This is a genomic window from Pseudomonas putida, assembly GCF_026625125.1.
GTDB lineage: Bacteria > Pseudomonadota > Gammaproteobacteria > Pseudomonadales > Pseudomonadaceae > Aquipseudomonas > Aquipseudomonas putida_X.
In genome coordinates this window covers 5,018,126-5,039,188 of record NZ_CP113097.1, presented here as the reverse complement: position 1 = coordinate 5,039,188, position 21,063 = coordinate 5,018,126, and the positions used below count along the sequence as shown (strand labels likewise).

Here is a 21,063-nt window from a genome sequence, read left to right as displayed (position 1 = left end):
GCGCTCGGCAGCCAACAGCGTTAGAATGCCCGCTTGTTCCAGCCCCCCGGATACCCGTGCCTTGCTGACCGAGCCCCGCCGCCGCGCCTACCTTTCCGCCATGCAAGTGGTGCATTGGCTGCCGCGCGCCGAACTGCCGTTCGCTGCGCCGTCGCGGCCCGAGCTGCTGTTGCCGCAGGTTCCGGTCGAGCAGGCCGCGTTCGAGGTCAGGCCTTCGCCAGCCTCTGCCAACGAAGCGCCGGTCGCACCACAGGCGCGCTCCGGTGAGCGGCCGAAAATCGAGATTCCGCGCCCGGGCACTACCCCCAAGCCCGCTGCTAAACCGGTCGAGGCCGAGGAGCAAGCCCCCGCACCACGCCCGGCCCCCGTGCCGCCACCGCGTTTTTCGCTGCAACTGCTGCGCGCCGGCAACTGCCTGCTGCTGGTGGAATTGGCCACCGGCCAGCCGTTCCAGAGCCGCGACCCGTCCTACCTGCTGCTCAAGGACATGCTGCGCGCCGCAGGCCTGCCAGATGCCCCGCAGATCATCGGCGAGCCGGTACGCTGGCCGCTGCTGGTGCGTGGCAACATGGACCAGGGGCCGGAGGCAGCGCGTGATTTCGTCCAGGGCTTCATCCAGGCGCGCCTTGAACAAGCCCCTTGCACCTGCCTTTGGCTGATCGGCATGCCGGCCTTGCGCTTTGCCGCCAATACCGACGCCCAGGCCTATTACCAAGTACTCAAGCTCGACGGCCTGGGCGATGCCTGGGCCTTGCCGGGCCTTGAACTGTTGATGGACGAGCCGCAGCGCAAGGCGGACGTCTGGAAAGCGATGCGCCAGCTGATGGCGCGCTGGAAGAGCGTTGAATGAGTGAATCGATCAGTTTCCGCCCCATGACCGAGGCGGATCTGGATGCCGTGCTTAAGATCGAATATGCCGCGTTCAGCCATCCCTGGACCCGCGGGATTTTCCAGGATGCGCTCAAGTCCTACGAAGTGTGGCTGATGTTCGATGGCCAGCAGCAGGTCGGCCATGGTGTGATCAACGTGATCATCGACGAAGCGCACCTGCTGAACATTACCGTCAAGCCAGAGAACCAGGGGCGTGGCCTGGGGCTGCGCTTGCTCGAACACCTGATGGCGCGCGCGTATCAGCTCAATGGGCGGGAGTGCTTCCTCGAGGTTCGGGCCAGCAACCAGTCGGCCTATCGCCTGTATGAGCGCTACGGCTTCAACGAGATTGGCCGGCGGCGGGATTACTACCCGGTGGCTGGCGGGCGTGAGGATGCGCTGGTGATGGCGTGTACCTTGCTCGAAGACTGACAATGCGTTGCGTTTGCTGGCCTCTTCGCGGGGCAAGCCCGCTCCCTCAGAGACCAGCAAAGGCTGCATCGATCAAAGATCCTGAAGCCTCTCGATTGGTGCACGCAAATCTCTCAGGGCCCTCGTAACCACCCCCGTATTGCACTTGGCCGCCGCCTGCTCTGGTGGGTACTGGCGTACGGTGCGGAAGAACAATTCACAGGTCTGCTTCTTCTGCGTGACCTGCCACTTGTTCGAGCACGCTTCCAGCGTCAGCTTCGCATCGGCTTGCCGATTGCGCCCCATGCCGGCCTGCCAGCACGCCGCCGTCAGGTCCTGGCCCATCATCTTCAGCCCTGCTGCATCAGCTTCGTCCTCGTTGCCACCATGGCTTTGCTTGTCTGCCGCATACCAGATCGCGCTCGGGTGGTTGGCTCCCAGCACCGGCACGCTGGCGCCCGCCTGCGGGCTGATGCTGACCAGGCCCAGCACGCCGACGCGGGGCCCATACTGCTGCTCGACCCAGCTGCGCACGGGGGCGCCGAAAGCCACCATCGGCAGGGCTGATGCATCGAGGGGCGCGGTCATCTCCCTGACCATGCGGGTCTGGTAAGTGTTGAAGTAGCTGTAGGTGTCTTTCAGCGCTTCCCCGGCACTGGCCGGGGCTGCAATCGGGGCGATATCGATGATGGTCTGGTAGGCCGGTGTGTCGCTGGCCGCCACGCCATTGAAGGTCAGCAGCTCTGCCCAGCGGTCCGTGGTGTTGGAGCGCAGGTAGTCCTGGGCCTGGGTCAGCGAATAATCCGGCGGGAAATGCAGCAGCTCAATGCTGCGGCGGTTCTGCAGGGCCATGCCCAACGGCAGGAACAGGTACCAGTCGTAGGACCATTTGCCGTCCCTGTTCAGCTCGGTGGCGCCTTGGTAGGCCAGCTCGCCGCTGTCGAGCAGCTGGCGCAGTGGCTCGGTATAACTGCCTGGCACATCGCTGATGGTCGCGTGCAGGCGGTCTGCGTCGCGGCTCACGTGCACCTGGGCGCCCGCGTAGCCGTCGCGGCGTACGCTCATGGTCAGGTAGTGCTCGACCGTCTGCTCCAGCGTCCATGGGCGAAAGCAGATCACGTGGCAGTTGTTGGGGAATGCGAACAGGCGAGTGACACGCTGGGCATCGCCCAGGTCGAGCTGAGCATCGGCTGCGGCCAGCCCGCTGAAGGCGAGGGCGGCCAGGCTGGGTAAGGCAATCTTGTGCATGCTTAACTCCTTGTAATGGCCGCCCCGATTGGCGGCGATACTCATACTGGGGCAGAGGAAGCGGGGATGAAAAGGACGAAATGGCTGCTGATGGCCACAAGCCTGATGCTGGGCGGCGTGGCTCAGGCCGATGAACGTGACCTGTGGATGTTCGCGCAGTGGGCCGGGGATCATCAGACCCGGCCCTTCCGCGAGATGTTGGTGGATGCCCGCCTGTATGGCGTGGTGCCGATTCATCAGCTGCTGCGCTCGGCTTCCGACTGGCGGCTGTGCAAGGCTTCACCGTTTGCCGTGCCGCCGCCAGGCAACTGGCCGGCGGTGCGTTCCACGCTGGCGCTGATCAAGACGCTGGCTGATGAAGGCATCCTGCGTCAGTTCGAAGTAGTCTCGGCCTACCGTGACCCTGGCTTGAACAGGTGTGCAGGGGGCGCCGTGAACAGCGCCCACACCCGTGCCTTCGCCGTCGATATCCTCTTGCCGGGCTGGGCCGACCCCAATCCGTTGTGCCGCTTCTGGCAACAGCATGGCCAGGCCTGGGGCATGGGGCTGGGGCGCTACCCGACAGGCCGCATCCATATCGACACCGCGGGCTATCGCACCTGGGGCGGTGATGGCAGTCCTGGCTCGTCGTTCTGCAGCAAGCCCAGGTGAGCGAGGCACGCTTGGCTTTCTTCCATCACCCAGTCGGCAAAGCGCTGGCGTTTGCCGCCGTCATCCAGCGGTTGCGGGCTTAGCAGGTGATAGGCGGAGCCATCGCGCACAAAGCCGAACGGCGCCTGTAACTGCCCGCTGTCGAGGTCATCGCGCACCATCAGCGCTGAGGCTATCGCCAGGCCCAGGCCGGCACTGGCGGCCTGCAGTGACAGGTAGAAGTGTTCGTAGTCGCTGCGTTGGCAGTGCCGGGCTTGCTGGCCACTCAGGCGCAACCACGTGGGCCAGGCACTTGGGCGGGTGTTGCTGTGCAATTGGCGTTGGCCATCGAGTGCGGTGCTGCCATCGCGATTGACCGGGCCGATCCATTCGTCGCAGACCTTCCGTGCGTGCAGCATGGGCGGCCAATGGAAATCATCACGTCGCAGTGCCAGGTCGACGCCGCTACGGGCAAAGTCCAGCGGCCCACCGGCGGCCACCAGGTGCAGTTGCAGGTCCGGGTGAGCGGCATGGAAGCGGGGCAGGCGGGGGATCAGCCAGCGCATGGCGATGGTCGGCTCGCAGGAAAGTACCAGCACATTGCCCCGTTCCTGCTGCTGAAGGCGCTGCACTGCGCCTTCGATTTGCTCGAAGACGGCCTGGGTGGTGCCGTGCAGTGCGCGACCGGCCGGGGTCAGGAAGATCGCCCGGTTACGCCGTTCGAACAGCTCGATGCCGAGGCTTTCCTCAAGCAGGCGGACCTGCCGGCTGACGGCGCCATGGGTAACGTGCAGGCGTTCGGCGGCACGCACAAAGCTTTCGGTTTCGGCAGCGATATCGAAGTATCGCAAGGCACTGAGCGGGGGAAGTTTCATGGGCTTGAAGTTGCCGGCGACGGCACTGCACCTGTGTGAGAAAAACTAGCGAATTTGCGTCACTATAAATCGGTTTCCCTTCGTTTTCGCGCTTTCGATAATGGCGACATCTGTGCATTTTCATCGCCTATCGAGGACCTTCTTCGTGACTGAGCTTTTCGCCGTAGCCCTCTTCACCATCTTGGCCGTCATCAGCCCCGGCGCCGATTTCGCCATGGTCACCCGCAGCAGTTATGCACAGGGCCGCGAGGCCGGCCTTGCGGCTGCCGTGGGTATCGCCCTCGGCGTTCAGGTGCATGTGCTGTACACGGTGTTGGGCATCGCCGTGGTCATCAGCCAGAGCCCTGCGCTGTTCCTGGCCATGAAAGTGCTGGGCGCGGGATACCTGATCTATCTGGGTTATCAGTCGTTGACCAGTACCGCTCGCATCAGCCTGGATGGCCAGGAGCCAGCGGCGGGGCTGCTGGCTGCCCTGCGCACGGGTTTTCTGACCAACGCCCTGAACCCCAAGACCATGCTCTTCGTGATCAGTGCCTACACCCAGGTCGTGCAGCCAGGCAGCCCGCTGGCGCTGGATTTTGCTTACGGTGCCTTCATGTCGCTGGCCCACTGGGCGTGGTTTAGCCTGGTGGCGGTGTTTTTTTCCAGCGCCGGCTTGCGCAAAATGATGATCGAGCGCCAGCGGCTGGTCGACCGGCTGATTGGTGTCGCGCTGATTGGGCTCGGCTTGGCAGTGGCGGTATCGGGGGTGCGCTGAAGGCGAAAGAGAGGGGCTGAACGTTTCTGCGGGCAAAAGAAAAGGGCCTACCTTGCGGTAAGCCCTTTTCAAGTTTGGTGGCTACACAGGGACTTGAACCCCGGACCCCAGCATTATGAATGCTATGCTCTAACCAACTGAGCTATGTAGCCGATGGCGCGCATTATTCCCTTGTGATGCCCCTCTGTCAACACTCATTTCAAAAAAAATTTGCACGCTTTCAAAAACTTAGCCGCCCAGCCTGGTTTCAGCGCACGATCAGCCATTGGCCGAGAATGCTGTACAGCTGCAGATGCTGCTCGGCAACCAGCGCGTCGAGGGTTTCCGCTGCGCGGTCAAGGTCGAAGTCGCTTACCCGCCACTGCGCCAGGCGCCCGCGTTTTTGACATCGACCCTTTGCACCGGGCCGATCCGCGCCTCGGTGAAGGTCACCCGCTCACCCGCAGACACCATACGCTGGTCGCTACCCTGGGCGATCAGGGCTTTGCCATTGAGTACCACCAGTTCGTCATGATCGGCATGACGCGCCACCATCAGGCGAGTGCCGAACACCTGGATACGCGAATCATCCACCTGCAGTTCAAGGGCGCGGCCGTCGAGCGCCACGTGCACCTCTACCTGGCCCTGCACAACCTGCAACAGGCGGGTGCGCCCGCGCAGGTCGACATTCAGTGCACTCGCGCTGCCCATGTGCAGGGTAGAGCCATCGGCCAGGCGCACGCTGCGCCGCTCGCCAGCGCCAGTGTGCAGGTCGCTGCCCAGGCGCTGCATCAGTGGCCAGTACAGGTACGCCGCCACGCTCAGCGCCAGCAGAAACAGCAATGCCAGCGCTTTGCCGAGGTGGCTGCGCCGCACGGTGAGCTGGCGCGGGCGGGGCCGTGCCGGTGGCGCCTGCAATTGCTGCCAGCAAGCTTCGAGCTCGGCGTAGGCATGGGCGTTGAGCGGGGCCTGGCACCAGCGGGCGAAAGCCTGCCGTTCACGATCATCGCAGCCCGGCTGGCGCAGGCGGGAGAACCACGCCAGTGCTTCCTGTTGCGCGTCGGCCTGAATCTGCGTGGCGGGCATCGGGCTCATGCTGAAATGTGCTCGCTAAAGGGCGTTATCGCCCAACGATTACGGGAATTGTCGGTAAGGATGCTAAATATATTGAGAACCATTTGCAAGAACGCGATTGGAAGGAATAAAAAGGTAGCTATGTATCCATTTGTTTCCTGATAATCGGATCCTACACCTGAGGACGGAACTCAAACTCATGGCCATCAGCAGCACCTCCACTGCCAGCACCGGTTCGGCAACCCAAGCCAACCCCCTGGTGATGCGCATCATCGCCTTCTGTGCACTGGCGCACCTGATCAATGACCTCATCCAGTCGGTGCTGCCGGCGATCTACCCGATGCTCAAGGCCAATTACGACCTGAGTTTCACCCAGATCGGCCTGATCACACTGACCTTTCAGATAACGGCGTCGTTGCTGCAGCCCTGGGTTGGCTTCTTCACCGACCGCCGGCCGACACCGAACCTGTTGCCGCTCGGCACCCTGTGCACATTGGTGGGTATCGTCATGCTGGCTTTCGTCGGCAGCTTCCCGATGATCTTGCTGGCTTCTGCACTGGTGGGTATCGGCTCGTCGACCTTCCACCCGGAGACCTCGCGGATTGCGCGGCTGGCCTCAGGTGGGCGTTTCGGCCTGGCGCAGTCGACTTTTCAGGTGGGTGGCAACGCTGGCTCGGCCTTTGGCCCGCTGCTGGCGGCTGCCATCGTCATCCCGTTCGGCCAGACCCATGTGGCATGGTTCGGCGTGGCAGGGCTGCTGTTCTTCGCCGTGACCCTGATGCTGCGCCGCTGGTACTCCGAGCACCTCAACCAGGCCAAGGCGCGTAAGGTGGTGCAGGCCACCCATGGCATCTCGCGCAAGCGCGTGATCGGGGCGTTGGTCGTCCTGGGCCTGCTGGTGTTCTCCAAGTACTTCTACATGGCCAGCTTCACCAGCTACTTCACCTTCTATCTGATCGAGAAGTTCGACCTGTCGGTGGCCAGCTCGCAGTTGCACCTGTTCCTGTTCCTTGGCGCGGTCGCGGCCGGCACCTTTTTTGGTGGGCCCATCGGTGACCGTATTGGGCGCAAGGCGGTCATCTGGTTCTCCATCCTCGGTGTGGCGCCTTTCACCCTGGCGCTGCCGTACGCCGATCTGTTCTGGACCACCGTGCTTAGCGTGGTCATCGGCTTCATCCTGGCGTCGGCGTTCTCGGCGATCGTGGTGTACGCCCAGGAGCTGGTACCGGGCAGTGTGGGCATGATTGCCGGGGTCTTCTTCGGGCTGATGTTCGGCTTCGGCGGGATTGGCGCGGCGCTGCTGGGGTACGTCGCGGATTTGCGCGGTATCGAGTACGTGTATGGCGTATGTTCGTTCCTGCCATTGTTCGGCCTGTTGGCGGTGTTTCTGCCCAACACGGGTAAGCGCTGAGCAGGGGCTGCTTTGCAGCCCAATCGCCGGCAAGCCGGCTCCCACGAGGGATTCGCGCCAGCTGTTGGACGTTGAGCCAGACATTGGATGGGTGTCCAACTTCCTGGGGGCAGGCCGCCATCTTGTGGGAGTCGGCTTGCCGGCGATCACCGGTGAAGCCGGTGCCATGCGCCACCTTCACCGGCAAGACCGTCACTTGCACTGTCGGGGCAGTGCTGCTGCGCGCGGTGGGCGCGGCAATTGACGGCTCAACCTGGCTTGGCCTAGAGTGCCGCCTCTTGTCTCCAACCTGCGTAGTAGCCAAAGCAATGCGCCGTACCCAATCCCGTCCATACGCCCGCCAGCCTGCCCTCCAGGCCATGCGTCGCGCGTGGCCGAGCGATACGGTGCTCAAGCGTCGCCGCAGTGTGCTGTTTGCCTTTACCTTCTCGCCACACCTCGCCCTGAACTGACCTGCGCCCCTGCGTCACCCGCTTTCCCGGCGTGCGCCCGGGCGCCTGTATCTGCGCGTCTTTTCAGTTTGCTTGGAGTGGTACATGAACATGCGTTTGCTGGCGGGCCTTCTGTTCGCCGTGTCTGTGGTTGGCTTCAGCCTGGGAGCCAGCCTGCCGCTGGTGTCGTTGCGCCTGCATGAGGCCGGCGCCGGCACCTTGCAGATCGGTATCATCTCGGCCATACCCGCGGCGGGGATGATGCTGTCGGCGTTCATGGTCGACGCCTGTTGCCGGTACCTGACCCGGCGCACCATCTACCTGCTGTGCTTCAGCCTGTGCACCGTCAGCATCGCCTTGCTGGAGCTGGCCTTCGATTCGGTCTGGATGCTGGCCCTGCTGCGCCTGGGCCTGGGTATCGGTATGGGCATCGCAATCATCCTGGGTGAGTCGTGGGTCAACGAACTGTGCCCGGACCACAACCGCGGCAAGATCATGGCGCTTTACGCCACCAGCTTCACCGGCTTCCAGGTGCTCGGCCCGGCGATGCTCGCAGTGATCGGCGCCAACAGCCCGTGGATCACCGGTGTGGTGAGCCTGTGCTATGGCCTGGCGCTGGTGTGCATTGTGCTGACCGTGCCGAACGATCATGTGGAGCATGGTGACGAGGGTGAGAAAAGCTTCGGCCTGGCGGGCTTCTTCCGCGTCGCCCCGGCGTTGTGCGTGGCAGTGCTGTTCTTCTCGTTCTTCGATGCGGTCGTGCTGTCGTTGTTGCCGGTGTACGCCACCAGCCATGGGTTTGCCGTGGGGGTGGCGGCGCTGATGGTGACGGTGGTGTTCGCCGGTGACATGGTTTTCCAGTTGCCGCTGGGCTGGCTGGCCGACCGGGTTGAGCGTACCGGGCTGCACCTGGTGTGCGGGCTGGTGGCGATGGCAATCGGTATCGCCTTGCCGTGGCTGCTGCAGATGACCTGGCTGCTGTGGCCGCTGCTGGTGGTGCTTGGCGCCGTGGCAGGCGGTATCTACACCTTGGCGTTGGTGCTGATCGGGCAGCGTTTCAAGGGCCAGGACCTTGTCACCGCCAATGCCAGCGTAGGCTTGTTGTGGGGCGTTGGCAGCCTGGTCGGGCCGCTGGTCAGCGGCGCGGCGATGGATGTGGCGCCGCATGGGTTGCCGATGGCGCTGGCGATCATGGCAGGGCTGTTCGTGTGCGTTGCCCGGCAGTCGTACCGGCGGGCCGGTAAGCTGCGGGCAGTGGCGGACTGAAGCGTGTCGTTGCCAGTGCTTGCCCGGCCGCCGGGCAAGCCGGCAGCCTGCGTCAGAAGCTGCCGCGCAAGGTCACCGAGACATTGCGCGGATCACCCCAGTAATAGCCGGTCGGCGTCGGCGCGACCTGGCGGTAGTACTTCTTGTCGAAGATATTGTTGGCATTGAGCTGCAACGAGTAATGCTCGTTGAACCGGTAATTGACCATCGCGTTATACACCGCATACCCCGCCTGGGAGGCTTCGGCGCTGCCGCTGCGGTTATAGATGTCACTCTGCGCTTGCACGCCGCCGCCAACGGTCCACGCTTGCAGCTCACCCGGCAGGCGATAGCTGGTGAACAGGCGTAGCATGCGCTTGGGGTCGGTGGTGCGGATGGCGTTGCCGGTGTTGCTGATGGTGTCCTTGAGTTGCTTGGTGGTGTTGTAGGTGTAGCCACCGGTTACGTTCCAGCCTGGCAGCACTTCGCCGGAAATCTCCAGCTCGAAGCCTTGGCTGCGGTTCTTCCCTGCAGCGACCTTGCAATAGCCCGAGGTGTAGTTGGGCGGGCAGGGGTTGGGGCCGCTCAGGTCATCCAGGGCGTTGCCGACCTGGTAGATGCGGAAGAACGCCAGCGAGGTGTTCAGCCTTCCTTCGTAGAACTCGCCCTTGATGCCGGTCTCGTAAGCTTCGCCTGTGGTTGGCTCCAGCACCGAGCCGCTGACGTCGGTGGCGGTCTGCGGGTTGAAGATTTCGGTGTAGCTGGCGTAGGTACTGAAGTTGTCGTTGAGGTCATAGATCAGCGCTGCGTACGGCACGATCTTGTTGTCGACGCTGAACTTGCCGTTCGCCTTGACGTTGTTTTCCTGCTCGTAGTCATACCAGTTGGCCCGCGCCCCGATGATTGCCGTGAGCGGGTCGGCCAGGGAAATGCGCCAGGTGGCGTAGGCCGCTTCCTGGGTGGTGCGCGTGCGCACCGGATGGGCGGTGATGTCGATGTCCGGTTCGGCCAGGCTGGTCTTTGGGTCCCATTCGCGGATGTCGAACACCCCAGAAGAGACGAAATTGGTGGCAGAGGCGTAGGAATCGTTGCGGATGCGTTCGACACCCAGCATCAGGTCATGGGTGCGACCCAGCAGCTCGAACGGCCCGTTGAGGGTGGCGCTCAGGTTGTTCTGCAGGCTCTCGCCGCCGTCGCCCTCGGTAACCTGATAGTTCATCAGATAGGGGTTGTTGCCCGGGTTGGCCGCGCCGCTGGCCCGGGTGAAGTAGGTCTGCTTGAACCCGTGGTCATCCAGCTCGAAGTGCGTGCGCTGGGCCATCAGCTTGAGCGACCAATCGTTATCGAAACGGTGTTCGAGCTCGGCAAAGGTCTGCAGGTTGCTGCGGTCCCAGCGGTTCCAGTCGGCACCCAGGTAAGTGCTGCGGCCAAGCGGCAGGGGCGAGCCATCGTAGTTGGCGGGCAGGTTGCCCCAGGCGCCGGTGGCATCGAGCTTGGTCCACTCAAGGCCTGTGGTCAGGGTGGTGCTGTCATTCAGATCGAAGGCCAGCACACCGTAGAACACTTCTTTGCGCTCTTGGCGCGAGTCCTGGAAATGGTCCTTGTCATCGTGCACGGCGATCACCCGGCCGCGCACGTTGCCGGTGTCTGTCAGCGGGCCGGAGAGATCGGCGACATACCGCTGGGCATCCCAGGAACCGAGGGTGACGCTGCCTTCGCCCTGGAATGCGTGCGTCGGGCGCTTGCGCACCAGGTTGACGGTGCCGGACGGGTTACCCGCGCCGCGGATCATGCCGGTGGCCCCGCGCAAGATCTCGGCGCGGTCGATGATGGCCGAATCGCTCTGGATGAATGAGCCTCCGCCGCTGCCCTGCACCACGGTGGCGCCATCGTACTGGATGGCATCGATCGCATAGCCACGCGAGTAGTACTGCACACGTTCGCTGTCGGTGAGGTTCACCACCACACCCGGCGTCTGCTCCAGCAGGTTGCTCAGGTTGGTGATGTTCTGGTCATCTATGCGCTGACGGGTGACCACGGTCACCGACTGCGGGGTGTGGCGAATGCTCTGTGCCGTCTTGCCGATGGTGACCGCACCGGTCGTGTACGAGCCACTGTGCTCGGTGGTTTCGCCCAAGCGATCGCTGGAAATGCTGGTCGCACCCAGTTGCAGTGCGCTGCCCGCGTCCAGTGCCGGTATCAGCAGAAAACTGTTGTCGCCTTCCTGCTGCACTTGCATACCGCTACCCATCAGCACCAGGGTCAATGCCTGAGCCGCCTCATGGCGGCCCTGCACGCCCTGGGTGGTCTTGCCCAGCAGGCTGTTCGCATCGAACGACAGGCTCAGGCCGCCTTGGCGCGCCAACTGGTCCAGTGCCGGGGCCAGAGGGCCTGCGGGGATGCTCCAGTCGATTTGCCGGTGCTCGCTGGCGGGTGCAGCGGTGGCCTGTACAGGCAGTGCCAAGGCGCTGCCCAGACCAATGCCGAACACGGCGGCGCGCACGGCATGGCGCAGCCTGTCGTTGCGGGGGGAACACGGGTGGATCATGGACCGCTCCTGAAGGTTTCGTAGACCACTTTTCGGGTTTTGTTCCTTCAGGCCGAACGAGAATGAGATTCCACCTCATTCTTTTTCAAAAAGTTCAGGCAGCCCCTACGCTGACCCAATAGCGTGTGCGGTAATCGACCCGTACCGGCAGGCTGCGGGTCAGCAGTTGCAGAATCTGCCCTGTATCGTTCAGTTGGTAAGTGCCGGATACCTTGAGCCCTGCCACCTCGCCAGCGCAGCGCAGCAGCCCTGGGCGATAGCGGGCCAGTTCGGCGCAGAACTCGCCCAGTGGCATCTGTTGCACGCTCAGCACACCGTCGGTCCAGCCCCACGGGTCGCCATGCAACGAGGCAAGTGCATGGGCCCCGCGCGGCGACACCTGCAGCACCTCGCCTGCCCGAACCACCCGTGGTGTAGCGGAGGCGGGGAACAAGGTGACTTCGCCGCGGCGCACAGCCAGCAGCAGCCCCTGGTCGTTCTCGCGCAGCAGCAGTTGGCCGTCCCGGGTGGCCATGGCCCCAACCCGGGTGGTGATGCGGAACGGGCGGTTGTCGCCAGGGTTGCAGGCCAGGCTGACTTCACCGCGCAGCAGCGCCAGTTCGCGCAGCTCGGCGCCGTATCGCAGGTCGATAGCGCTGGCGGTGTTGAGCTGGATCTGGCTGCCATCGCTGCCTTGTAAGCGGCGACGTTCGCCAGTGCCGGTGCGGCTGTCGGCCACCAGGGCGGGCAGGCCTAGCGGCTCGCGCGCGGCCCAACCGACACTGCCGCCGATCGCTATCACCGCCAGCAACTTGAGGTGGTCACGGCGATTGATGCGCTGACGTTGGCGGCCATCCAGGGTGCGTCGGCTAAGGTCGCTGGGCAGCCCCGCCAGCTCGTCGCTAAGGGAGCTCACCCGCTGCCAGGCCTTGGCATTGTGTGGGTGGTGGGCCAACCATTGCTGGAACTGCCGTTCGGTAGCCGGGCTGGGGGTGTCGAAGCGCAGCTTCACCAGCCACTCGATGGCCTGGTCGACCTGAGCCTGGGCGGGCGCGTGATCACAGTTCGGCATAGCGCAATCGGTAGCAGACGCCCAGGGCCTTGGCCAGGTCGCGCTCGACGGTGGCGCGCGAAACGCCCAGGCGCAGGGCTATCTGCGCGATACTCAAGCCATCGAGCTGGGCCAGCAGAAAGGCCTGACGGGCGCGTGGCCTGAGCTGGTGCAGGGCGCGGTCAAGGCGCTCGAGGGCATCCAGGATCACCAGGCGATGCTCTTCACTGGGTACTTCGCCTTCAGGTACCTGGGCCAGGCTTTCCTGGTAGGCGCGCTCCAGGGCGCGACGGCGGAACTGGTCGATCATCAGGCCGCGAGCGATGCTGCTCAGGTATGCCCGCGGCTCTTTGATCGGCGAAACCTGGCGCGCACGCAGCAGGCGCACGAAGGTGTCCTGCGCAAGGTCTGCAGCGTGTTCCTGGCAGCCGACCCGGCTGCGCAGCCAGCCACGTAGCCAAGCGTGATGGGACTGGTAGAGCAGGGCGACTTCGGCGGGTTTGAGCGTGTCGTTGAGCTGCATCGTAGCGGCTGACCCCATGAAGCGCACGTGACTGTGAATAGTTCTCAATTCTATGCGTGGATGATGGCACGGGGCAATGGTTGCCAGGAATTAGCTGCGCAAGATTCGGCGTTTCCACGATGCGTGGCTGGGCTAAGCTGGTCCTGCCTTGAACCCACTGGAGTTACGGATGATCCTGGCCGACCTCTCGCCTGAAGCCTACCGCGAAGCCACCGAGTACCTGGCCGCGTTGGACCCTGACTGGGCGCGGCACATTGCTGCGACCGGGCCCTGCCTGCACCGGGCGACGCCGGGGCGCGAGCCTTATGAGGCGTTGGTCCGGGCGATTGCGTACCAGCAACTGCATGCACGAGCGGCCGAGGCGATACTCGGACGATTGCTGGCGTTGTTTCCTGGCGATGGGTTCCCCGGGCCGAGGCAGTTGCTTGAGGTGGCGCCGGAAACGCTGCGTGCCTGTGGGTTTTCCGCCAGCAAGCTGGCGACGATTCAGGGGATTGCCCTGGCCGCGCTGGATGGCGCGGTGCCGTGCCGGGAAGAGGCATTGGGCATGAGCGACGAGGCGTTGATCGAGCGCCTGGTTGCGTTGAGGGGCGTGGGCCGCTGGACCGTCGAGATGCTGCTGATCTACAGCCTGGAGCGTTCCGATGTATTACCGGTGGACGATTTCGCCGTGCGCGAGGGGTATCGTCGCCTCAAGGGGCTGGGCAAGGCGCCGACACCGGCGCAGATGCGTTCGCTGGGCGCCGGTTGGCGCCCCTACCGGACTGTGGCAGCCTGGTATCTGTGGCGGGCCTGAGACGATCAGCTTAGTTGAGGCATACCCCAATGACGCCCTACACCACTGACGAACAACGCTGGCAAGCCGTATACACCCGCGATGCGGCGGCGGCAGGCCATTTCGTCTACGCCGTGCGCACCACCGGCATTTACTGCCAACCTGGCTGCAAAGCGCGCATGGCCAAGCGCGAGAACGTCGAATTCTTCACCGATGCCGCCACCGCGCAGGCCGCAGGCTATCGGCCCTGCCGGCGTTGCCAGGGCAAGCCGTCGAGCGTTCGCCACGGCGAACTAGTAGCACGCGCCTGCCGCCTGCTCGAAACCTCGGACAACCCACCCGGCCTGGCCCAGCTCGGTACCCAACTGGGTGTCAGCCCGTACCACCTGCACCGCCTGTTCAAGGCCGAAACCGGCCTCACGCCGAAGGCCTATGCCACAGCCTTCCGCGCCCGGCGCCTGCGCGAGGGGCTGGGCGAGGGGAAAACATCGGTGACCGATGCCATCTTTGCTGCAGGGTACAACTCCAACAGCCGTTTCTACGAAAGCGCCGATCAGCGCTTGGGCATGCGCCCGCGCCAGTACCGTGCCGGTGGTGCGGGCACGGCCATTCATTTTGCCGTGGGGCAGTGTTCACTGGGGGCGATCCTTGTGGCGCAGAGTGAAAAAGGCATTTGCGCGATCCTGTTGGGGGACGCGCCTGAGGCGCTACTGGAGCAATTGCAGGACCAATTCCCCAATGCGCACCTGGTCGGCGGCGATGCCGAGTACGAACGCCTGGTGGCGCAGGTGGTGGGCTTCGTCGAGGCGCCTGCCCTGGGCCTGGACTTGCCTCTGGATGTGCAGGGCACCGCGTTTCAGGAGCGGGTCTGGCAAGCTCTGTGTGAAGTGCCAGTGGGCGGCCGGGTAAGCTATACCGAGATCGCCGAGCGCATTGGCGCGCCCAAAGCCGTGCGCGCAGTGGCCATGGCGTGCGCGGCCAACCGTATCGCCGTGGCGATTCCTTGCCACCGGGTGGTGCGCCGGGACGGCGACATCAGCGGCTACCGCTGGGGGGTGGAGCGTAAGCGGCAACTGTTGGAGCGAGAAACGGCACTCTCCTGAACGCCGCAAGCCGCGTAGAATCCACCGCCAAATAGCCTTGTGATGAGGAACGTTCGATGAGGCGTGTCTGCCTTGCCCGATTTTACCTGGGTGTAATGGCCCTAATGCTGGCGCTTGCGTCGCCGGCCTGGTCGGCCTCCGTGCCGGTTGCCAACCTGGTTGCCGGCGAGCTGCCGGTGCTTGATGAAAACGCAAGCATCGAGCAGTTGAGCGACAGGCTCGACCAGATTCGTCAGGGCGTTACCAGCAACGCCAACGACGACCTGCTCTCGCAACTGCGCATGGCTACCGTGCAGGTCCAACGCCAGGCTGATGCGCTGAGTAGCTTGCGCGCTGCCGACGTGCAGAGCCTCGACGACAAGCTCAAGGTCATCGGCCCGGTGCAGAAGGACGAAGCCGCCACCCTGGCCTTGCAGCGCAAGGAGCTGGAGGCGCAGAAGAAGTCCGTGCTCGCTGAGCAGGATCAGGCCACCAAGCTGACCCAGTCGGCGCGCGACCTGTCCACGCAAATCGTCAACCTGCGCCGTAGCCAGTTCAACTCGCAAGTTACCAGCCGCGCAGCCAGCCCACTGAGCCCTGCCTTCTGGCAGTCGCTGATCCGTCCTACCGAGGACGATGTGATGCGCCTGCGTGACCTGCGCGGCGAGGCGGTCGATGCCGTCGCCAGTGCCTTCAGCGCTGAACACCGTGTGCTCTTCATCACCAGCCTGGTGGCTGCGACCCTGGTCTGGACACTGGTCCGCCTGGTCCTTGAGCGCTTGCTCGCGGCCGCCATGGTCCGCTGGCTGCCCGAAGGCCGGCTACGTCGAAGCGCACTGGCGTTGAGCGTGAGCCTGGCCACCCTGGGCACCATCGCCGGTGCCGTGTCGCTGCTGCGCTGGGGCCTTGAAAGCAGTGCCAGGTTGGGCTCGGACATGGCCAACCTGACCAACCACTTCCTCCTGCTCGTGGTGTTCAGTGCCTTCATCACCGGCCTTGGCCGGGCCATGTTGATGCTGCAACGGCCGTCCTGGCGCCTGCCGCCGATCCCCGACGAAGTGGCCACTGCTCTGGGTTGGTTCCCCAAGTTGCTGGCCCTGGCGCTGATGGTGATGCTGACCTTCGAGCGCATCAACAGTGTGATCGGCACCAGCCTGGCGCTGACTGTGGCCACCAACGGCCTGACCGCGCTGGTGGTGGCCGCCATCTTCTCGGCAGCCCTGGTACGTTACCGCCGTACCTTGCGTAAACATGGGCTGGCGCGCCCGACCGGCCTGGCAGGGCTGATTCCGTTCGTGATCGTGGTGTGGGTCGGGCTGATCCTGCTCACATTGCTGGCCGGCTACCTCACCCTGGCCTACTTCCTCACTGCCAAGCTGCTGTGGATCAGTGTGGTCGCCACCTGCGCCTACCTGTTGACCACCTTCCTGGCTGACCTGTGCGAAACCCTGCTGTCGCCGCGCCAACCCGGCGGCCTGGCACTGGCGTCGTCGCTGGGCCTGGCACCACGCCACCAGGCGCAGGCCAGCACCATCCTGACCGGTGTCAGCCGCACGGTCCTGCTGTTCCTGGCCGTGATGCTGGCGTTTATGCCGTCTGGCACCAGCCCTGGCGAGCTGCTGCTGAGCCTGGGCGATTGGGACGGCACCGGTGGCAAATTGCTCGGCAACCTGAACATCGTGCCCCAGGACATCCTGCTGGCCGTGGCGTTGCTGTTGGGCGGCATGCTCGGTATCCGTGTGCTCAAGCGCTGGCTGAGCGAGCGCCTGCTGCCGGAAACCGACATGGACGCCGGCATGCGTGCCTCGCTGGTAACGCTGGTCGGTTATTTGGGCTTCCTGTTCCTGGCCATGCTGGTGATGTCGACGCTGCGCATCAACCTCACCAGCCTGACCTGGGTGGTCAGTGCGCTGTCGGTGGGTATCGGTTTCGGCTTGCAGCAGATCGTGCAGAACTTCATCTCCGGTCTGATCCTGCTCACCGAACGTCCGGTGAAGGTGGGCGATTGGGTGAGCCTGGCCGGCGTCGAGGGTGACATACGCCGTATCAACGTGCGCGCCACCGAGATCCAGATGTCTGACCGCTCCACGGTGATCGTGCCCAACTCGCAGTTCATCTCGCAGAACGTGCGCAACGTGACCATGGGCAATGCCTTGGGCGTGGTGGGCATCACCCTGACCTTGCCGCTGGAGACTGATGCCAACCAGGTTCGCGACCTGCTGCTGACTGCTTTTCACGAGCATGAAGCGATCCTGGACGCGCCGGCTGCGTCGGTAACCTTCAAGGACCTGACGGCCAGCGGCATGGTGATCAGTGTCAGTGGCTATGTGGCGGGGCCGCGGCAGGTGTCGGGGGCGCGCAGCGACCTGCTGTTCACCATCCTGGGGCGTTTGCGTGATGAGGGCATCGCCCTGTCTTCACCGCAGAGCATGGTGCTGGTGCAGGAGGGCGCGCGTCAGGGCGACGAGCCGGCGTGAGGGCGTTGCGCGCAAGCCGGCCTGCGGTGGTGCTGTGTCAGGGCTGAGCGTGGGAGCGACTGTCTTGCTGGCGATACCGGTGCAGCGGTGAATGGCACCGGCTTGACCGACGATTGGGCCGCCTGGCGGCCCACAGGGCAATCAGCCCAGGCAACGCGTCACATGCTTGACCGACAGGTAGCCCGACAACCCCCAAGGCCCGAGCTCGCGCCCGATGCCGCTACCCTTGGTGCCGCCCCAAGACGTTTCGACGAACACCGCTTGTACCGAGTTGATCCACACATGCCCGACTTCCAGCGCATCGGCCACCCGCTCGGCGCGCTCCAGGTCCGCTGAGCAAACGGTGGCGACAAGGCCGAAACGGCTGTCGTTGGCCTCGGCAATTGCCTGTGCTTCGGTGGTGAAACGGCGCGCGCACAGCACCGGCCCAAAGATCTCTTCAGTCCACAGACGGCTCCCCACCGGTACGTCGGTATACAGCGTCGGGCTGACAAACCAGCCGTCGCGGTCCAGCGCTTTGCCACCGGCCAGGCACTGCAGCCCCTCTTCACGGGCTGTGGCGAAGTAGCTGGCAACCTTCAGCCATTGCGCCTGGCTGGTCAGCGGGCCCATGTCCACTTCTTCGGTCAGTGGGTTACCGACGCGCAGCGTTTCCAGTGCCTGTTGCAGGCGTGGCAGCAGCGCATCGGCAATGCCCTCGTGCACCAGCAAGCGAGAGGTAGCCGAGCACATTTGCCCTGCGTTCCAGGTAATACCGGCGACAATCCACTCTACCGCCTGGTCCACATCGCAATCATCGAAGACCACGATTGCCGATTTGCCGCCCAGCTCCAGGGTCACCGGCCGGCACTGTGCCGATGCGCTGCGCATCACCTGGCTGCCGACACTGTTGCTGCCGGTGAACGACAGCTTGTCCACACCGCTATGGTTGCTCAGTGCGGCGCCGGTCTCGGCTTTGCCGTTGACAATGTTCAGCACGCCCGCAGGCAGGCCCAGGGTATCGGCGATCTGGCCGTAGGCCTGCTCGATCAGTGGGGTGATCTCCGAGGGTTTGAGCACCACGGTGCAGCCTGCAGCCAAGGCCGGTGCGAGCTTCCACGCGCTGGTCACCAACGGGAAGTTCCACGGCACGATCAGGCCGACCACACCCACCGGCTCCAGCCGGGTGCGGGCGGTGAACCCCGGTGCGGCCAACGCCACTTCGCGGTTCCTTTGCGGCAGTTGCTCGGCCAGGTCGGCGTAATACGCGAAGGTGGCTATGGCATCGTCCAGGTCGATTTCGGCCTCGTGGCGAGGCTTGCCGTTGTTGCGCATTTGCAGGCTGATCAATGCTTCACGGCGTTGCCCGAGCTGCTCGGCAAAACCGCGCAGGTAGGCCGCACGCTCGCTGGCGCTTACCTGCTTCCATGTGGACAGGGCTTCGCGCGCCGCCGCCACGGCCTGGTCGACCTGGGCAACGCTGGCGGCCATCAGTTCGGCGAAAGGTTGGCCCAGTGCAGGGTCATTGACACTGATGCAGTCGCTGCCCAGGCCTTCGACCCAGCGGCCGGCAATGTAGTGGGAAGTGGTCATGATCGTTATCCAGTCAGGCTATTTCGGCCGGGTTCAGCACCGGCGTGTGTGAGGTGCTTTTGCAGCGCACCCAGCGCGGGCCGTTGGGGCCATACACGCCGGCAGGTTCAGGGAAGAGGTTGAGCAGCAGCAGGTAAAGCACACCGGCCATGCTCAGGGTGACCGGCAGGCTCACGTCGATGCCGCCAGCCAGGTCGCCCAGCGGGCCGACGAACTGCCCAGGCAGGTTGACGAAGCTCAGGCCGACCACCGCGCTGGGGATCCACGCCCCCATGCCGCGCCAGTTCCAGCCATGCAGGAACCAGTAGTGGCCGCCGCGTTGGCCGCGGGTGAACACTTGCAGGTCGTCGGCGTGGTAGAAGCCGCGGCGGGTGATCAAGCCGAGAATCATGATGACCATCCACGGGCTGGTGCAGGTAATGATCAGCACGGCGAAGGTCGAAACGCTCTGTACCAGGTTGAAGGTGAAGCGGCCAATGAAGATAAAGGCAATGGCCATTACCCCGATCAGCACGGTGGCGCCCGCGCGGCTGAGCAGGCGGGGGAACACGCTCGACATGTCCAGCCCGGTGCCGTAAAGGGCAGTCGTGCCGGTAGACATGCCACCGATCACCGCGATCAGGCACACCGGCAGGAAGAACCAGCTAGGCGAAATCGCCAGCAGGCCACCCACATAGTTGTTGGCGGCGATATAGTCCGCGGCCTGGGTGGCCACCAGGGTCGCGGTGCACAGGCCGAACAGGAACGGAATCAGCGTGGCAGCCTGGGCGGCGATCACCGCGAGCATGATGCGCGCCTTGGGCGTTTGCCGCGGGATATAGCGCGACCAGTCGCCCAGGAAGGCGCCGAACGAGACCGGGTTGCTCATGGCCAGGATCGCCGCGCCGACGAAGGCTGCCCAGAACCCGGCCTGGCCAAGGCTGACGCTCCCGGCGTAGCCCGCATCGAACGGGCCGGCGAAGGCGAAGATGCCCAGCAGGAACAACAGGCTCGAGGCCCACACGGCAATCTTGTTGACCCACAGCATGAAGCGGAAGCCGAAGATGCACACCACCAGCACCAGTGTGGCGAACAGGCCGTAGGCCAGGCCCAGGGTCAGGTCGGTTTCCGGCAGCCCTGCCAGGCGCTTGGCGCCGCCGACCAGGGCATCGCCGGAACTCCATACCGACAGCGAGAAGAACGCCACGGCGGTGAGCAGCGACAGGAACGAGCCGACGATGCGCCCGTGCACGCCGAAGTGTGCGCCCGACGACACCGCGTTGTTGGTGCCGTTGAGCGCACCGAACAAGCCCATGGGTGCAAGGATCAGCGCACCCACGCCGACGCCGAGCAGGATCGCCCAGACCCCAGCCTGGAACGACAGCCCGAACAGCACCGGGAAGCTGCCCAGCACGGCAGTGGCAAAGGTGTTGGCACCGCCGAAGATCAGGCGGAACAGGTCCAGCGGGGAGGCGTCGCGTTGATCGTCAGGGATCTGTTCGACGCCATTGGTCTCGATACCGGTCGAGTGGCTCATGGTGATGCTCCAGCGCGGTTGTTGTAGGCCGGCGCGGGGCGCGGCCCTCTTGTGGGTGCGATGGCAGGGCGGCAGGGCCGCGTAAGGTGAATCAGGTTGCGGTGACGACCGACAGGTGCTCATGGCAGGCCAGCCAGCGTTCGCCGTGGCGGCGGAACACAATGGTTTCGCGCTCGGCCAGCTGGTGTTCTTCGCCAGCGATGCGGATGCGTGTGGCCACATCGTGCATGAAAACCGCCACCTCACCCTGCAGGCTTACCTGGGCATTGCTCGAAACGCAGCTGAGCACGGCAAAGCCATCGGCCTGCCATTGGGCCCAGAGGTCCTCGTAGGCACCGCGCGACAGCAGCGGTTGCGCCAAGGTGTGGAAAAGGAAGGTGGCATCTTCGCTGAAGCAGGCGAAGTAGCGGGCGGTGTCGTTGCTGGCGAAGGCGGCGACGAGGTCGGCGGCGGCCTGCCGTACCTGGAGTGTCTGGTCCACGGGAGTGGCCTCACGGTTTTTGTGATTGTGGTGAAGCGATTCTGGTGGGGAGGGGCGGGGGGAAAAATCGCTGGGGGGAAATAATTAGTTTAGAAATTCGTGAACCAATAGCCCCGCTTGCTTTACCC

The 21,063-nt window shown here is 64.3% G+C and carries 18 protein-coding genes, 1 tRNA gene and 1 pseudogene; 10 read left to right on the top strand and 10 right to left on the bottom strand.

The genetic code is table 11. The features are described 5' to 3' along the window. The first annotated feature begins 61 nt into the window (after window positions 1-61). Both OSW16_RS23195 and rimI read left to right on the top strand, forming a co-directional pair. Entirely contained in the window at window positions 62-850 is a 789-nt protein-coding gene (locus tag OSW16_RS23195) for an energy transducer TonB (RefSeq protein ID WP_241806373.1), read from the top strand. Beyond that, window positions 847-1,302 (top strand): ribosomal protein S18-alanine N-acetyltransferase, encoded by a 456-nt coding sequence (gene rimI / locus OSW16_RS23190; protein WP_012316291.1) that lies wholly within the window; start codon window positions 847-849, stop codon window positions 1,300-1,302. Before OSW16_RS23195 ends, rimI begins: the two co-directional genes overlap by 4 nt. Window positions 1,303-1,374: 72 nt before the next feature. On the opposite strand, the gene OSW16_RS23185 is transcribed toward rimI, so the two are convergent. Further along, window positions 1,375-2,529 (bottom strand): hypothetical protein, encoded by a 1,155-nt coding sequence (locus OSW16_RS23185; protein ID WP_267818814.1) that lies wholly within the window; start codon window positions 2,527-2,529, stop codon window positions 1,375-1,377. A 66-nt stretch (window positions 2,530-2,595) separates the two neighbouring features. On the opposite strand from OSW16_RS23185, the gene OSW16_RS23180 reads away from it, so the two are divergent. Further along, entirely contained in the window at window positions 2,596-3,180 is a 585-nt protein-coding gene (locus tag OSW16_RS23180) for a YcbK family protein (protein WP_267818812.1), read from the top strand. Here OSW16_RS23180 and OSW16_RS23175 read toward each other — a convergent pair. Next, complete coding sequence (locus OSW16_RS23175) at window positions 3,120-4,034, bottom strand: LysR substrate-binding domain-containing protein (protein ID WP_267818810.1); 915 nt, start codon at window positions 4,032-4,034, stop codon at window positions 3,120-3,122. The genes OSW16_RS23180 and OSW16_RS23175 overlap by 61 nt on opposite strands. A 145-nt stretch (window positions 4,035-4,179) precedes the next feature. Here OSW16_RS23175 and OSW16_RS23170 point away from each other — a divergent pair, with 145 nt between their 5' ends. Next, window positions 4,180-4,791, top strand: a complete 612-nt coding sequence (locus OSW16_RS23170; protein WP_267818808.1) for a LysE family translocator — start codon at window positions 4,180-4,182, stop codon at window positions 4,789-4,791. 75 nt (window positions 4,792-4,866) lie between these two features. On the opposite strand, the gene OSW16_RS23165 is transcribed toward OSW16_RS23170, so the two are convergent. Beyond that, window positions 4,867-4,943: transfer RNA gene (locus tag OSW16_RS23165), tRNA-Met, on the bottom strand. Window positions 4,944-5,038: 95 nt separating this feature from the next. Further along, a pseudogene (locus OSW16_RS23160) lies at window positions 5,039-5,865 on the bottom strand (FecR family protein). 178 nt (window positions 5,866-6,043) lie between these two features. On the opposite strand from OSW16_RS23160, the gene OSW16_RS23155 reads away from it, so the two are divergent. The 3 genes from OSW16_RS23155 to OSW16_RS23145 all read left to right on the top strand — a co-directional run bounded on the left by OSW16_RS23155 (window position 6,044) and on the right by OSW16_RS23145 (window position 8,952). Further along, window positions 6,044-7,255, top strand: coding sequence for an MFS transporter (locus OSW16_RS23155; RefSeq protein ID WP_267818806.1), 1,212 nt, complete (start codon window positions 6,044-6,046; stop codon window positions 7,253-7,255). Between the two features lie 308 nt (window positions 7,256-7,563). Further along, complete coding sequence (locus OSW16_RS23150) at window positions 7,564-7,707, top strand: hypothetical protein (protein ID WP_267818804.1); 144 nt, start codon at window positions 7,564-7,566, stop codon at window positions 7,705-7,707. A gap of 84 nt (window positions 7,708-7,791) precedes the next feature. After that, entirely contained in the window at window positions 7,792-8,952 is a 1,161-nt protein-coding gene (locus OSW16_RS23145) for an MFS transporter (protein WP_241806300.1), read from the top strand. Between the two features lie 52 nt (window positions 8,953-9,004). On the opposite strand, the gene OSW16_RS23140 is transcribed toward OSW16_RS23145, so the two are convergent. The 3 genes from OSW16_RS23140 to OSW16_RS23130 all read right to left on the bottom strand — a co-directional run bounded on the left by OSW16_RS23140 (window position 9,005) and on the right by OSW16_RS23130 (window position 13,032). Then, window positions 9,005-11,479 carry a TonB-dependent siderophore receptor gene (locus OSW16_RS23140; protein ID WP_267818802.1) on the bottom strand — a complete coding sequence of 825 codons (2,475 nt, stop codon included), beginning with the start codon at window positions 11,477-11,479 and terminating at the stop codon, window positions 9,005-9,007. 94 nt (window positions 11,480-11,573) lie between these two features. Then, window positions 11,574-12,530, bottom strand: a complete 957-nt coding sequence (locus tag OSW16_RS23135) for a FecR domain-containing protein (protein WP_267818800.1) — start codon at window positions 12,528-12,530, stop codon at window positions 11,574-11,576. Further along, the gene (locus OSW16_RS23130; protein WP_267824101.1) at window positions 12,517-13,032 is read right to left on the bottom strand and encodes a sigma-70 family RNA polymerase sigma factor; all 516 of its coding nucleotides are present in this window, start codon (window positions 13,030-13,032) and stop codon (window positions 12,517-12,519) included. The genes OSW16_RS23135 and OSW16_RS23130 overlap by 14 nt, the downstream gene beginning before the upstream one ends. Window positions 13,033-13,201: 169 nt before the next feature. On the opposite strand from OSW16_RS23130, the gene OSW16_RS23125 reads away from it, so the two are divergent. Genes OSW16_RS23125 through OSW16_RS23115 form a run of 3 tightly spaced genes read left to right on the top strand, consistent with a single transcriptional unit; the run spans window position 13,202 to window position 17,366 of the window. Beyond that, window positions 13,202-13,828 carry a DNA-3-methyladenine glycosylase family protein gene (locus OSW16_RS23125; RefSeq protein ID WP_267818798.1) on the top strand — a complete coding sequence of 209 codons (627 nt, stop codon included), beginning with the start codon at window positions 13,202-13,204 and terminating at the stop codon, window positions 13,826-13,828. Window positions 13,829-13,857: 29 nt separating this feature from the next. Further along, the gene (gene ada / locus OSW16_RS23120) at window positions 13,858-14,910 is read left to right on the top strand and encodes a bifunctional DNA-binding transcriptional regulator/O6-methylguanine-DNA methyltransferase Ada (RefSeq protein ID WP_267818796.1); all 1,053 of its coding nucleotides are present in this window, start codon (window positions 13,858-13,860) and stop codon (window positions 14,908-14,910) included. 56 nt (window positions 14,911-14,966) lie between these two features. After that, a complete protein-coding gene (locus OSW16_RS23115) occupies window positions 14,967-17,366 on the top strand; it encodes a DUF3772 domain-containing protein (RefSeq protein WP_267818794.1) in 2,400 nt (799 codons plus the stop codon). Between the two features lie 141 nt (window positions 17,367-17,507). Here OSW16_RS23115 and OSW16_RS23110 read toward each other — a convergent pair whose 3' ends face one another. The 3 genes from OSW16_RS23110 to OSW16_RS23100 form a co-directional block, all read right to left on the bottom strand. Beyond that, window positions 17,508-18,938: an aldehyde dehydrogenase family protein gene (locus OSW16_RS23110; RefSeq protein WP_267818792.1), complete on the bottom strand. Its 1,431-nt coding sequence runs from the start codon at window positions 18,936-18,938 to the stop codon at window positions 17,508-17,510. A 13-nt stretch (window positions 18,939-18,951) separates the two neighbouring features. Then, window positions 18,952-20,454 (bottom strand): purine-cytosine permease family protein, encoded by a 1,503-nt coding sequence (locus OSW16_RS23105; RefSeq protein WP_267818790.1) that lies wholly within the window; start codon window positions 20,452-20,454, stop codon window positions 18,952-18,954. A 91-nt stretch (window positions 20,455-20,545) separates the two neighbouring features. Beyond that, a complete protein-coding gene (locus OSW16_RS23100) occupies window positions 20,546-20,935 on the bottom strand; it encodes a YybH family protein (protein WP_267818788.1) in 390 nt (129 codons plus the stop codon). Window positions 20,936-21,063 lie beyond the last annotated feature (128 nt).